The organism is Vallitalea guaymasensis, from assembly GCF_018141425.1.
Lineage (GTDB): Bacteria > Bacillota > Clostridia > Lachnospirales > Vallitaleaceae > Vallitalea > Vallitalea guaymasensis.
In genome coordinates this window covers 4,789,620-4,804,218 of the sequence record NZ_CP058561.1, presented here as the reverse complement: position 1 = coordinate 4,804,218, position 14,599 = coordinate 4,789,620, and the positions used below count along the sequence as shown (strand labels likewise).

At 29.7% G+C, this 14,599-nt stretch carries 16 protein-coding genes; 9 read left to right on the top strand and 7 right to left on the bottom strand.

The genetic code is table 11. The features are described from left to right. Positions 1 to 54: 54 nt before the first annotated feature. The 3 genes from scfB to HYG85_RS20680 form a co-directional block, all read right to left on the bottom strand. Positions 55 to 1,410, bottom strand: a complete 1,356-nt coding sequence (gene scfB / locus HYG85_RS20690; protein ID WP_113675540.1) for a thioether cross-link-forming SCIFF peptide maturase — start codon at positions 1,408 to 1,410, stop codon at positions 55 to 57. Positions 1,411 to 1,538: 128 nt separating this feature from the next. Then, positions 1,539 to 1,679 (bottom strand): six-cysteine ranthipeptide SCIFF, encoded by a 141-nt coding sequence (scfA, locus tag HYG85_RS20685; protein ID WP_113675541.1) that lies wholly within the window; start codon positions 1,677 to 1,679, stop codon positions 1,539 to 1,541. Positions 1,680 to 1,774: 95 nt separating this feature from the next. Next, a complete protein-coding gene (locus HYG85_RS20680; protein ID WP_113675542.1) occupies positions 1,775 to 2,170 on the bottom strand; it encodes a TIGR04086 family membrane protein in 396 nt (131 codons plus the stop codon). Positions 2,171 to 2,311: 141 nt separating this feature from the next. On the opposite strand from HYG85_RS20680, the gene HYG85_RS20675 reads away from it, so the two are divergent. Continuing rightward, positions 2,312 to 3,157 (top strand): PHP domain-containing protein, encoded by an 846-nt coding sequence (locus HYG85_RS20675; RefSeq protein ID WP_212691263.1) that lies wholly within the window; start codon positions 2,312 to 2,314, stop codon positions 3,155 to 3,157. A gap of 76 nt (positions 3,158 to 3,233) precedes the next feature. Here the strand turns inward: HYG85_RS20675 and yajC are convergent, their stop codons facing one another. The 3 genes from yajC to HYG85_RS20660 form a co-directional block, all read right to left on the bottom strand. Then, positions 3,234 to 3,626: a preprotein translocase subunit YajC gene (gene yajC, locus HYG85_RS20670; RefSeq protein WP_113675544.1), complete on the bottom strand. Its 393-nt coding sequence runs from the start codon at positions 3,624 to 3,626 to the stop codon at positions 3,234 to 3,236. Positions 3,627 to 3,829: 203 nt separating this feature from the next. Continuing rightward, entirely contained in the window at positions 3,830 to 4,951 is a 1,122-nt protein-coding gene (gene tgt, locus HYG85_RS20665; protein WP_212691262.1) for a tRNA guanosine(34) transglycosylase Tgt, read from the bottom strand. Positions 4,952 to 5,101: 150 nt separating this feature from the next. Next, a complete protein-coding gene (locus HYG85_RS20660; RefSeq protein ID WP_212691261.1) occupies positions 5,102 to 7,414 on the bottom strand; it encodes an EAL domain-containing protein in 2,313 nt (770 codons plus the stop codon). A 278-nt stretch (positions 7,415 to 7,692) separates the two neighbouring features. On the opposite strand from HYG85_RS20660, the gene aroC reads away from it, so the two are divergent. Then, positions 7,693 to 8,799, top strand: coding sequence for a chorismate synthase (gene aroC, locus HYG85_RS20655; protein WP_212691260.1), 1,107 nt, complete (start codon positions 7,693 to 7,695; stop codon positions 8,797 to 8,799). 42 nt (positions 8,800 to 8,841) lie between these two features. Here aroC and HYG85_RS20650 read toward each other — a convergent pair whose 3' ends face one another. Beyond that, on the bottom strand, positions 8,842 to 9,276 hold the full coding sequence (locus HYG85_RS20650) for a Fur family transcriptional regulator (protein ID WP_212691259.1): 435 nt from the start codon (positions 9,274 to 9,276) through the stop codon (positions 8,842 to 8,844). A 176-nt stretch (positions 9,277 to 9,452) separates the two neighbouring features. Between HYG85_RS20650 and HYG85_RS20645 the strand changes: the two genes are divergently transcribed. From HYG85_RS20645 to HYG85_RS20620, 7 genes are all read left to right on the top strand, one after another. After that, positions 9,453 to 10,355 carry a metal ABC transporter solute-binding protein, Zn/Mn family gene (locus HYG85_RS20645; protein WP_212691258.1) on the top strand — a complete coding sequence of 301 codons (903 nt, stop codon included), beginning with the start codon at positions 9,453 to 9,455 and terminating at the stop codon, positions 10,353 to 10,355. 13 nt (positions 10,356 to 10,368) lie between these two features. Then, complete coding sequence (locus tag HYG85_RS20640) at positions 10,369 to 11,061, top strand: metal ABC transporter ATP-binding protein (RefSeq protein ID WP_212691257.1); 693 nt, start codon at positions 10,369 to 10,371, stop codon at positions 11,059 to 11,061. A 2-nt stretch (positions 11,062 to 11,063) separates the two neighbouring features. Next, a complete protein-coding gene (locus HYG85_RS20635; protein WP_113675551.1) occupies positions 11,064 to 11,867 on the top strand; it encodes a metal ABC transporter permease in 804 nt (267 codons plus the stop codon). Between the two features lie 85 nt (positions 11,868 to 11,952). Next, on the top strand, positions 11,953 to 12,321 hold the full coding sequence (locus HYG85_RS20630; protein WP_113675552.1) for a GntR family transcriptional regulator: 369 nt from the start codon (positions 11,953 to 11,955) through the stop codon (positions 12,319 to 12,321). 66 nt (positions 12,322 to 12,387) lie between these two features. Then, positions 12,388 to 13,242 (top strand): ABC transporter ATP-binding protein, encoded by an 855-nt coding sequence (locus HYG85_RS20625; protein ID WP_212691256.1) that lies wholly within the window; start codon positions 12,388 to 12,390, stop codon positions 13,240 to 13,242. A 16-nt stretch (positions 13,243 to 13,258) separates the two neighbouring features. Next, positions 13,259 to 13,921: an ABC-2 transporter permease gene (locus HYG85_RS24840; RefSeq protein ID WP_408647974.1), complete on the top strand. Its 663-nt coding sequence runs from the start codon at positions 13,259 to 13,261 to the stop codon at positions 13,919 to 13,921. Positions 13,922 to 13,939: 18 nt separating this feature from the next. Beyond that, complete coding sequence (locus HYG85_RS20620) at positions 13,940 to 14,563, top strand: hypothetical protein (protein ID WP_212691255.1); 624 nt, start codon at positions 13,940 to 13,942, stop codon at positions 14,561 to 14,563. Positions 14,564 to 14,599: the final 36 nt, after the last annotated feature.

Genomic DNA, 14,599 nt, shown 5'->3' with positions numbered 1-14,599 from the left:
ACGTTAAATTATAAATATTATCTTAAAATTAGTCAAGATAATTTATATAATGTATTATTCCATCATTTCTTTTGCTTTCATATAAATAGCACATTCAACTCGTTTTTTCTCAAGCTCACAGCCTATTTCATATGTATCATATATATTACCGTGGAATTGATATGCATTAGCTGTACATCCACCACTACAATAGAATTTTGCCCAACAATTTTGACATTTATCTTTTGAATATACACAACATTCTTTGAATTCTTTACGTCTTTCCAGATTAGTTATTCCTTCATCAACTGTTCCAAGTTTGAATTCATCTATTCCTACAAATTGATGACATGGGTACAAATCACCCCATGGTGTAACAGCCAGGTATTCAGTTCCTGAACCGCAACCTGAAAGTCTCTTTATGACACATGGTCCTTGTGATAAGTCAATCATGAAGTGGAAGAAATTAAAATCTCTACCTTCTTCTTTTCTCTTAATCATTTCTTTTGCTAATATATCGTATTGTTCACATAGATATGGTATATCCTCTTCCCTAAGAGCATAAGGCATATCCGCTGGTGCTACAACAGGTTCTATAGATACTTGTTTGAATCCTTTATCAGCTAGATGTAATACATCCTGTGAAAAATCAAGATTAAAATGAGTGAAAGTTCCTCTTACATAATAATTCTCTTGATTTCTACTTTCAGCCATCTTCTCAAACTTAGGCATTATGATATCATAACTACCCTTGCCATTTTTGGATGATCTCATTCTATCATTTACTTCTTTTCTACCATCTATGCTAAGTACTACATTATACATGTTTTCATTAACAAATTCCATTACATCATCATCAAGTAATATTCCATTAGTAGTTATTGTAAATCTAAAGTTCTTATTATATTCTTTTTCTCTAGATCTAGCATATTTCACAATGTCTTTTACTACTTCAAAATTCATCAATGGTTCTCCACCAAAGAAATCTACTTCAAGGTTTCTTCTATTACCTGAATTCTCTAATAGAAAATCAATGGATTTTTTACCTATTTCACTAGTCATAAGTGAACGGTCTCCATGATATTCACCTTCACCTGCAAAACAATACTTGCAACACAAGTTACAATCATGTGCTATATGCAAACACAAAGCTTTTACAACAGGTTCTCTTTTTTTAAAGCTGATAATTGCTTCTTTGTATGTATCATCAGTAAAAAGTAATTCTTTATCAATAAGTTCTTTTACTTCATTAATTGATTCAATTATTACTTCCTTATCATATTTTGAAGAAAGCTTGTTTAATAAGTCCTCACTAGATAACTTCTCATAACTTTCTATTACATCATAAACAATATCATCAACTACATGAATTGCACCGCTATAAACATCTACTACGATGTTCATATCGCCCATTTTATATTGATGTACCACTGTTATTCTTCCTTTCTTATGCTTAACTATATGTAATACAGCTAAATTAATAAAATACTTTGATAATAAAGTATCCATCAAACCTAATATAAGCAGCGACTAACGTCACTGCTTAATAAACTTATAAATTATTTGTTTTCACAAGTTTGATTACCAACTGTACATGATGTTTTACATGCTGATTGGCATGATGTTTGGCATTCGCCGCATCCACCATTTTTTAAACTCTTTTTAAGAGTAGCTGAGTTTAATGTTTTAATATGCTTCATTGCTTTTTCCTCCTTTAAGCACCTGTTACTTTAACTTAAAACATTATATCACAAGATTGTCACTTTTAAAAGTAGATTTTAAAGTAACTTGTAACTTATCCTAGCATTCCTCCTAATGTACTGCCACCTACACACATGAAGAATAAACTTATTGCACCTCCAGAAATTCCACTATTCTTGTTGATTATAATAGATGCTATGACAAATATCACAAAATAAATAACTCCGGCTATAGCGCCATACATCCATTTATTTTTACCTATGCTTCTTCCTATTAGTAAGCCCATAATAATAGTTGCCAATATTATAATAATGACTCTTCCAATATTAATCTGACTATTACTCAAATCATACTTATATACGATGAATGAAAGAAGAAGTACACATAAAATAGTAATTATGTATCCAATCATAATAGCTTTAAGCACGTTCACTATTATTTTTTGCGTGTTAATGTCTGGTTTCTTTGAAATTCGAGATGTTCTGCCCATAATCCTCCCCCTTATTGTTCCATATAATATTATACTGTGCTATAATTTAAAATATGCCATGCTTTTATTTAAATTGTGGTTTGTAAATAATCGTATTATTTATTGCACATATATATATTATGTAGGAAGGACTGATTTTATTTGAAAAAACTTATAGATCTACATATTCATACGACTGCTTCTGATGGAACTTATGAGCCCTGTGAATTAGTAGAATATGCTTCAAAAAAAAATATAGCTGCTATTGCTATAACTGACCATGACTGTATCTCTGGAATTAAAGAAGCTAAGAAATGCGGTAAAATATATAATGTAGAGATAGTTAGCGGTATTGAATTTTCAACAAGATATAATGATACTGAAATACACCTTTTGGGTTTATATATTGATGAAAACGATAAAACATTTGTAAATGGATTAAATGAAATAGTGGATGCTAGAGAATCACGGAATATCAAAATGATAGAAAAACTTAATGATCATGGAATAGACATTTCCCTAGAAGATGTTTTGGCAACATCTAACTCCGATGTTTATACAAGAGCTCATTTTGCTAAGGCTATGCTTAATAAAGGCTATGTTTCATCTATGAGAGAAGCCTTTAACAAATATATAGGCAATGATAGCCCTTGCTATGTACCAAGAGAAAAAGTTACTCCAGAAATGGCTATAGAACTTGTCTTATCCTGTGGTGGTGTACCCATTCTAGCACATCCAACTCTATACAATATGGATTTAAGACAATTAGATAATCTTATTAGTGAGTTATCAAAAATAGGTTTGTTAGGAATTGAAGGACTTTATTCTCTATACAATAAATCTGAAGAAAAATATTTGAAAGACTTCGCAGATAAATATGGTCTTGTAATCTCTGGAGGTTCTGATTTTCACGGAAGCAATAAGCCAAATATCGATCTTGGTGTGGGAAGAGGCAATCTAGAAATCCCTTATTCTATACTTGAAGCTATAAAAGCTAAGAGAACATAATGACTGTAGACTTTTCTTTAATAAAAATATAAAAGGGCTGTAATCATATACAGCCCTTGTGTAAAACCCATTAATTCTATTCTTCGTCTTTCTTTTCTTCTTTGTCTTCTTTTTTATCTTCGATTAAGTCATCTCTATTTATTGTTAAATCTGGTTCTTTAACTGCAGCAACTGCATTTCTTTCAATAGGAACTCTTACGCTTTTGTTAGTACCAAGTTCAACTATAAGAACATTATTTACAGAATCAACAACTTTACCATAGAAACCACCATTAGTCATAACAGAATCACCAATATTAATGCTTGACTGCATTTGGTCTATTTCTCTTTGTCTCTTTTTTTGAGGTCTGATAAGCATTAGGTACATAAAACCAAATAAAATTACCATAGGTATTAACATAGCACCTATACTGCCAGCAGTAGATGGTTGTGCGCCAGCTCCAGCTTCTAATACAAATAAACTTGACATAAATTATTATCCTCCTTGTTTTTACACAGAAATTTATCTATTCGGTAGCTTGTAAGAATCATTATTCTTATATAATAAGATACACTGTTAATAACTTCCTGTCAACTGTTTTATCCATATATTTCAACTTAATCATCTATATAACCATAATAATAAGTTCAATATATTTTCCTAATATTTGTTAGAAAATTTTATATAATTTCTTATAACATATTCTCTATTTTATTATTTTTATATTCTTGGTATTCATTTTTATCAATAGCTTCTCTTATTTCTTCCATAAGTGTATTATAGAAATACAAATTATGAAGTACACATAATCGCATACCCAGCATTTCTTTAGCTTTTAGAAGATGCCTTATATATGCTCTGCTATAATGCTTACATGCTGGACACTGGCAGCCTTCTTCTATTGGTCTGTCATCTAGCTGAAATTTCGCATTCCATAAATTGAGTTTACCAAAATTAGTATATACATGACCATGTCTTCCATTTCTGGCTGGATATACACAGTCAAAGAAATCTACTCCTCTTTCAACAGATTCCAAGATATTAATAGGTGTTCCTACCCCCATAAGGTATGTTGGTTTATTCTGTGGAAGGTGTGGGACTACTTCTTCTAGAATTCTATACATTTCTTCATGAGATTCTCCTACTGCTAGTCCTCCAACAGCATATCCATCCAAGTCTAATTCTGAAATAACCTTAGCATGTTCTATCCTTATATCTTCATAAGTTCCACCTTGATTAATTCCAAAAAGCATTTGTTTTTTATTGATAGTATCTTCAAGGGAATTAAGTCTATTCATCTCAGTCTTACATCTTTTCAACCATCTAGTTGTCCTATCAACAGAATTCTGCATATATTCTCTTGTCGCTGGATATGGGGCACATTCATCAAATGCCATGGCTATTGTTGAAGCAATGTTTGATTGGATTTGCATACTCTCTTCTGGTCCCATGAATATTTTACGTCCATCTACATGAGAAGAAAAATATACTCCTTCTTCTTTGATTTTTCTAAGACCAGAAAGTGAAAAAACTTGAAATCCTCCAGAATCCGTAAGTATTGGTCTATCCCATACCATGAATTTGTGAAGTCCTCCCAATTTCTTAATTACATCATCTCCAGGTCTGACATGGAGATGATAAGTATTTGATAATTCAACTTGACATTTGATTTCTTTTAAATCCATACTTGAGACTGCACCTTTTATAGCTCCTGCAGTACCAACATTCATAAAAACCGGAGTCTGAATCACACCATGAACCGTGTGCACTTCTGCTCTTTTTGCTCTTCCATCTACATTCAATAATTTATACACTTTAATCACCATTCGTCAATTTTTTGTTTTTTACACGTCTACCAAGTATACAACTAATTTATTAACATTTCAAGGACATATTATACAATCTAACTTAATCTTAATCTTAACAAATTGTCATAAACAATCTGCTTAAAATATGTATAACCATTACTTATCTATATATTGTGACAAGTCTACTTTTCCCGCTTTGATTATATCAACTACTTGGTCTGCAGGCATTGGTTTACCTGTTAAGAAACCTTGTATGTTATCACATAATGATTGATATAGGAAGTTAAGCTGCTTATCATTTTCCACACCTTCAGCTATAGTTTCAAGACCGATTTTCCTTACTAGGTCTATAACCGATCTAGTAATTTCTCTTTCCACTCCTGTATATGTAGTATTCTTAATGAAGGATTTATCAATTTTAAGAGTATCAATAGGTAATGATTTCAGATAACTCAATGAAGAATATCCTGTTCCAAAATCATCCAATGATATTCTGACTCCCAACTCAATCAATTTGTTCAATAGCATTTTTGCTGAGTCTAGAGCATCAATAAATAAGTTCTCCGTTATCTCTAATTCCAAACAACCTGATTTGATACCTGTCTCTTTTAAGATATCAGAAACGATATTATAAAAGTTATGTGTTTTCAACTGAATAGGAGAAATATTTACAGATATAATACCATTAAATGAAAAATCATAAGTCCATTGCTTATATTGATTACACGCTTCCTTCAAAACCCATTCTCCTATTTCATTGATTATTCCTATTTCTTCTGCTATTGGAATAAATGTCATAGGACTTACCAATCCCAGTTTTGGATTAATCCATCTAAGCAATGCTTCAAAACCTCTTATACCACCTGTTTTCATATCAAATTGAGGCTGATAAAAAAGCTTGAATTCATTATTTTCTAATGCTTTCTTCAATTGTTTTTCAATATTTATTCTCTTCAAAAATTCTTCTTTCATATCTTGTGTAAAAAAAGATATACTGTTTTTGCACATGTTTTTAACTTTGTACATTGCAGTATCAGCATTCTTGATCAAGTCTTTTGAATCGACTCCATCATAAGGTGAAACCGCAATTCCTAAACTAATACTCAATTGATGTATGTTATTTTCAGCAGTGAACGGTTCATTAAAACAATCTTTAACTAGATTGGCTCTTTCTATTATATCTTCGTTATCATCGACATCATTCAGTATTACAGCAAATTCGTCACCTCCAAGGCGGGCAATAAAATCATTTTCAGCAATGGAGCTTGACAATCTTAATCCTACTTGTTTTAGGATAATATCACCTATTGAGAAACCAACACTATCATTAACACTCTTGAAGTTATCAACATCCATTACTATTAATGCTATTTTGTTATTTTTCTCTAAATATTTGCTAACTTGTTCTAATAGATATGCTCTATTCGGCAGACCTGTAAGAGTATCATAGTATGCTAAATACTTTATTTTATCATCTTTAATCTTCTTATTGGTTATATCTATATGTGCACCAGCCATCAAATAAGGTTTCCCATCAGCATCACGCAAAGTCTTTCCTCTAGAAACTATCCATTTGTATTCACCACGTATAGTACGTACCCTATAAGTACTTTCATAACTTGAAGTTATTCCTGCAATACAATCCTTCAAACTTTTTCTAGCTTTTTCAACATCATCTGGATGAAGAATATTATGCCAACTTTGAATGTCAGAAAACAAATCTAGATTGATACCTAAGTCATTATACCAGTCGTATGATATACTTCTTTTCCCATCTCTCATATTCCAGTACCAAATACCATCATTAGATGCCTGTGTGATTAATCTATATATTTGTTCTTTCTCTTTTATTATGCTATTACTCTCTTGCAATAAACTATTTTGCTCACTCAAGTTTTCTTCTGACGCCACTAACTCTTCATATAATCCACTGATATGCTCATTTTGCTGTCTTAATTCTTCTTCTGATGCAGCAATCTCTTCATATACTTGAGTTAATTTTTCATTTTGTTGTCTCAGTTCCTCTTCTGATGCAGTTATCTCCTCGAATAATTTGACCAACTGCTCATTCTTTTTCTTCAGTAATAGCTCTTTTTTCTTCATCTCAGTAATATCAGTAAATATTTCTGCAAAATACCCTTTTTTATCACTAAACACATTTACCTGATACCATTTATCAAATGGTTTAAAATATTGTATAGTAGAACCATGGCTACCCTCAATTGCTATCTTACCAAAAAAATTAATCCAATCAAATGATTCATCCACCATGCTTGGAATAATTTCAGTTATTCTTTTTCCAATAATATCTTCTCTTTTAAAACCCACTAAATTACAATAATCATCATTAATATCTATAAACTCATAATCTACAGGATTCCCATCAGAATCTGTAATTACTTTATGATATGCATATCCACTAAATATATTGTTAATTAAGGCGTAATAAAAATTTTCAGATATCTCCATTCGAACACCCCATCTTAGTAAAATTATTGTTTATAATATGATTTAAAATTGAACATAACCATATAATTTATATCTTTTTTTAATTGTCAAATTTACCCTTTATAGTTATTCTAATATATTATATCACATTTATAAATATTTTTTTATATTCATGTCAAAAAATGTAATTTTTTTTACACTATTTACTAGATTTAATATAAAAAATTATTATTATCTTGTCTAATTGTTAAGAATTGTATATAATATATGGCAAGCTATAAAGTATAGAAGGTGATTATATGTCAACAGGTTCCAACTTTGGAAAACTATTTACAATATCTACATGGGGCGAATCCCATGGTGAAGCAGTTGGAGTAGTTATCGACGGATGTCCAGCTGGTGTTGAATTAACAGAAGAAGATATTCAAATTGAATTAAATAAACGAAAACCAGGTAAATCTATTTTTTCTACACCTAGAAAAGAGTCTGACAAGGCTAATATATTATCTGGTGTGTTTGAAGGAAAAACCACAGGTACTCCTATATCTATAGTTGTTTATAATAACAATCAAAAGTCAAAGGATTATTCAGAAATATCCAGATTTTATCGTCCTGGACATGCTGATATGACTTATGATATGAAATACGGATTTAGAGACTATAGAGGCGGAGGTCGTTCTTCAGGTAGAGAAACCATAGGACGTGTGGCTGGTGGTGCAATTGCAAAAAAAATATTATCTACTCTTAATATTAAGGTAACAACATATACAAAATCCATTGGGAATATATCCACAAGTATAGATTTCGATGAAAATGAAATCTGGAAAAATGACCTATGTATACCCAATAAATCTTGTGTAGAGAAAACTGAAAACTATCTACTCGATTTAATTAAAGATGGTAATTCTTGTGGAGGAATTATTGAATGTAGAGTGGATAACCTTCCATCTGGGCTTGGCGAACCTGTTTTTGATAGACTAGATGCTGAACTGTCAAAAGCTGTCATGTCAATAGGAAGTATCAAAGGTTTTGAAATAGGTAATGGATTCTCAGCTTCCAAGTTAACAGGTATTGAGAATAACGATTTCTATAGATATGAAAATGATGTAATCAAAAAAGAGTCCAACAATGCTGGGGGTATATTAGGAGGCATAAGCGATGGTTCTCGTATCGTATTAAGAGCAGCAGTAAAACCTACTCCTTCTATTAAAACCACCCAGAGAACCGTTAACAAATCTGGTGAAAACATTGATATCAATATAAAAGGCAGACATGACCCTATTATAGTTCCAAGAGCTGTAATTGTTGTAGAATCAATGGTAGCTATTACTTTGGTTGACATGTTATTCAGAAACGTAAACAGCAGAATTGATAACATCAAGAAAATATATTCTAAGCCACAATAATATTATTAATGGGTTGTCTCACAATGTGAAACAACCCCATTATTATTTTTTATCCAATTCATTATGACATTCTTTACAATATCCATATAATTCTAGATTATGTTCAATCAAATCAAATTCTTTGTCCTCAATAACCTTTTTGAATTCTTTACTAAGACAACATTCTATTGCTTCTGCTTTACCACATCTTTTACAAATCAGAAAATGCGAATGATTTTCCATTAGATTAAGGGTATACTTAATGCTGTCATCTTTTGGTCTGATTTTTTCTAGTAGCCCCAAATCCTCTAATACATCAATATTTCTATAGATAGTTGATAGATTAATACCTGGATTCTTATCTTTAGTCAACAATAACCATTCCTCCATAGATATTGGTTTGTCACTATGATAAAGAGCTTCTATGATAATCTTTCTCTGATTGGTCAATTTATAACCACTATTTTTTAATAGATCAATAACTTTATTAAAATCCATATAAAACACCTTTATTCTAAGAAGATTACTTGTCGTTAATTTATTATAACATATACATGCACTTTTTAAACCAATAAAATTATTTTTTTAATAGATTTGTACTTGTCAATACTATAATTAAATAGTATAATTTAAATGCAAATTATTTGCATTTAGAATTATATAGGAGGATTCATATGAAAAGAAGATTATTATTACTAGCATCCATCGTATTAATACTATCTGGGTGTTCTGGTAAATCTGTAGATAACAACAAAATTAATATAGGAGTATCCATTGGACCAGAAGAAGCATTTGTCAATGCTGTGCTTGGTGATAAAGGCACTGTTACAACTGTTATACCCTCAGGCTTTAGTCCTGCAAACTATCAGCCTTCGCCAAAAGAATTAGAACATATCAGTGATGCTGACTTGTATTTTACCATTGGAGTAGCCGCTGAAAATAATATATTACCTAAGGTAGTAAGTAATAAAACAGAAGTTATCTCACTAAAGGATGCTTCTGAAAAACAATACCCTATTCTTTATTTAGATAATCATTCACATGAGCATGAACATGAAGAAACTACCGAACATGAGGAAGAAGAAACTAGCAAAGTAATTGACCCTCATATATGGATGTCACCAAAAAGAGTAATAGTCATGATTAATACAATAAGGGATTCTCTTTCTGATATTGACCCTGAAAATAAAGATTACTATGATGACAATGCAGCAAAATATATCGCCGAACTAGAAGAATTGGATATTTATATAGAAGAGACTCTGAAAAACTCTAATATAGATAATTTCATCATATATCATCCTTCACTTGGCTATTTCGCTAACGATTATGGTTTAAATATGATGGTTATTGAAGAAGATGGTAAAACTGCAACTATTGAAACTATGACTAATGTGATTAATTTTGCAAAAGAACATGATATAAAAGTTGTGTTCTACCAACAAGAATTTGATAGCAAACAAGCAACAGTCATTGCAGATGAAATCAATGGGAAAGTAATTTCTCTGGATATTTTATCAAAAGAATATATTGATAACTACAAAAAAATCGTTGATACTTTTGTATCTTCATATTAAAAAGGTGACTAATATGGCATTATTAGAAATAAAAAATTTATCCGTTCACTATAATAATTATCTAGCACTGGATAATATCAATTTAGAAGTTAATAAAAATGATTATATTGGAATAATTGGACCTAATGGAAGTGGCAAAACAACTCTTTTGAAATCCATAATAGGTGATATTACTCCTGATAAAGGTAAAATAATGATAGATCCAAATGTAATTATAGGTTACGTTCCTCAATTCTCAACATTCAACAGGGATTTTCCTATAACAGTATTTGATGTGATATTAAGTGGTACTCTTCCATCAGATTATAAGCTGTTCTACCGTTATAAACAAAATGATAGAAATAAAGTTATATTTGCAATAGATAAGTTAAAAATCAATTATCTAGCGAATAAAAGAATCAATCAACTATCTGGTGGTCAATTACAAAAAGTATTACTTGCAAGAGCATTAGTAACTAATCCAGATATTTTATTACTTGATGAACCAACAGCTAGTCTAGATACAGATGCAAAAGAGGAAATTTACAATATCTTGACTACATTGAATAAAGAAATGACAATAATTATGGTTAGTCATGATATTGGTATGATAAAACATAATGTAAAAAAATTTGCATGTCTTAATAAGACTATGCATGTTCATGACAACGACGAAACAATAGATCCTTGGCATTTTCAAAATTTATTTTATACGAAAGGAAAGTAGTTATGTTAGAAGCAATATGTAAATATGGTTTCATGCAAAATGCTATCATAAGTATTATCTTAGCTAGTATTGTATGTGGAATAATCGGAACAATTGTTGTAGAAAAAAAATTGGTGATGATGAGTGGCGGTATCGCTCATGCATCTTTCGGAGGTATAGGTCTTGGTTTTCTATTAGGGTTTGAACCTATAATAGGAGGACTTTTGTTTGCAGTAATATCAGCAATTGCCATTGTCAGTATAAAAAGAAGGACTAATACTACTTCGGATACAATCATAGGTATGCTATGGTCATTAGGTATGGCACTTGGGATACTATTCATATCTCTTACACCTGGTTACCCACCAGATATGACTACTTATTTATTTGGAGATATATTAACCGTTTCAGTAAAAGATATTTATCTTATGGTTATTTTGACTCTTTTTATTCTTATAAGTTCATTTGCATTATTCAACTATATAAAAAGTTATTTGTTTGATGAAATCTTTTTAAGCAGCAAAGGGGTTAATACTACGTTTTTAGAATACTTTCTATTTATTCTTATAGCCTTGAGCATAGTTATTTTAATAAAAGTAGTTGGTATCATATTAGTAATAACATTATTAACAGTTCCACCAGCAATATCTAAATTGATTACATATAATTTTAACATTATAATATTATTATCTTCAATAGTGGGTATTATTTTATGCTTCTTGGGTCTGGTCTTCTCTTATTATTTCAACATACCTTCTGGTGCAACTATTATAATATTATCAAGTGTAGCTTATTTTATTACTGCACTAATCAAATCAAAGAAATAAGTAAATTATTCTTGACAAATGATATATATATGTTTATTGTGTATATATGTAATATGCACGGTATTTACGGATAGGAGGTTAAACTTTGAATATAATCATATCAAACTCTAGTTCGGATCCAATCTATCTACAGATTACTAATCAATTAAAAAAATATATTATTACCGGTGATTTAAAAGAAACAGAGCCTCTTCCATCTATACGAAAACTAGCGAAAGAACTTCAGATTAGTGTTATAACTACCAAACGTGCTTATGAAGAATTAGAAAAAGAAGGCTTTGTTGAATCAGTTAGAGGAAAAGGATTCTATGTTGCGCTTAAAAATAAAGATTTGATACGAGAAAAAAAGATGCAAATGATTGAAAATAAACTAAGTAAAATAATAGATGAAAGTAAAATGCTTGGATTAGGTATTGATGAATTGATTGAAATAATCAAGTTATTATACGAGTAAGGTAAAAACTTAGTTTATATGATATAATCTGCATATACTACTCTAATATACTTGGAGGCATTCAATATGGAAAATATAATCGAAATTAAAAATGTAACTAAGAGTTATTCTGATTTCAAACTTGATAACATTAATATAGATATTAAAAAAGGTTTCATTACAGGTTTTATTGGACCTAATGGAGCTGGAAAAAGCACCACAATAAAGTTAATAATGAATTTAATTCAAAAAGAATCTGGCGAGATAAATATATTTGGTATGAATAATACAAAACATGACAAAAAAATCAAATCAAGAATAGGATTTGTCTATGATGATTGTTGTTTTTTTGATAATCTTACTATAAAAAGTAATGAGAAGATTATATCTTCATTCTATAAGGAATGGAACCATGATTTGTTTACCTCATACTTGAAAAGATTTGAATTGAATCCTAATAAGAGAATACGTAAACTATCAAAAGGTATGAAAACTAAATTCGCCATAGCTATTGCTTTATCTCACAATGCTGATTTGTTAATAATGGATGAACCTACTGGAGGTCTTGACCCTATTTTCAGAAGAGAATTATTAGATATTCTTTATGATCTTATTCAAGACGAAAACAAAAGCATATTCTTTTCTACTCACATAACATCCGATTTAGATAAGATAGCTGATTATATCACTTTTATTAATAAAGGTAAAATAGTTTTCTCCAAACCAACAGACATCATTAATGACAGCTATAAAATCGTTAAAGGCAATAGTGAATTATTATCAATGATCAATAAAGATCATTTAATAGGTATTAACAAGAATAGATATGGTTTTGAGGCCTTGACAACTCATTCTAGAGAGTTAATAGAATCATATCAAGACTCAATTATTGTTGATAATGCTAACCTTGAAGATATTATGGTATTCCATATAAAGAAGTAAAAGGGATGATTTTACTATGTTTCATTTGATAAAAAGCAACTTTAAATACACTTTTCAAAATAAATTTTATTTAATTATACAAATATTAATGTTAATTTATGTAGCAGTAATTTCTATAATCTATACAAATAAGTATATTACAGATGCTAATTTTATAGATCTGCCAACTATACCAATTACATTATTTTTATTTATAACTACTTTTTTCATGACAGGAACACCCTTTATAGCTCCCAAACAGCATAACTCTAGCAGCTATAGCATATTCACACTCAGCTTTCCTATTAGCAGAAAGCAATATGTTACAAGTCATTACCTAAAATTAATAATATATATGCTTATAGTTTTAATCAACATATTTTTATTTTGTTTAATAACTATCCTAATCAATGGGGCTCCTATAGTTTGGAATTATTTCCTATTATTGTTTTTTATTATATTATATACAGTTGGGGTTACAGGATCATTATATCTAATGATTTTTTTTGCAACAAAATTTTTCAAGCCTTTAATATATATAGTATACTTCATTAGTTTTTATTTATCATCAATTGTAAATGTTAATCATATTTTTTGCAGTCATTATATAAACATATACATATACACAGGATTATTGCTTATTCCATTGTTCTATTTGATATCATTGATTGTGGTTAATAAAAGAGATTTTAATGAGTAGCAGAAAGGGACATTAGAAATGAAGAAATTAATATTATCTAATCTCAAAAATACAGGAATTATATATATTCTATTATTTGTAACACTCTTTAATATTATAGCTTTAGTGGTTAGAGACTCATCATATGTTTATATCATATCCTTGATGATAACTCTTTCTTACTTCTATACATACATGAGTGTTTTCTTTCCACAAACAGATTATCTTGATAATACTTTTTTGTTGCAACGTTCCTTACCACTAGAAATAAATGAGATCATTAACAGCTGGTATTACACAGTATATATTACTAATGGAGTAGTAATTCTTATTAACCTTGTGTTCCTTATAATAATTATGGATAGTACCAGTCTCAGTAATCTGCTAGTTATATTGTTGACTTATTTTATGATGTTACTATGCTTTAATATTGTTGCTCCTTGTATCATTAAAACAACATCTATCCTCCAGAAAATAGTATGTTCAGTAATAACATTGGCATTTCTATTGGGAACTTATTTCTTTACATATTATTTGTTTGATATGATTGACTTAATGTGGATAGTAATTATTGATGCTATATCTTCAATTATTATCATTATCACTTTTAAAATATCCACAAAACATGCTTGCAATAAATTACTGATAAAATTTGATAATTGATTTATAATTATTATAGACTTTTTAGATAACTACTTA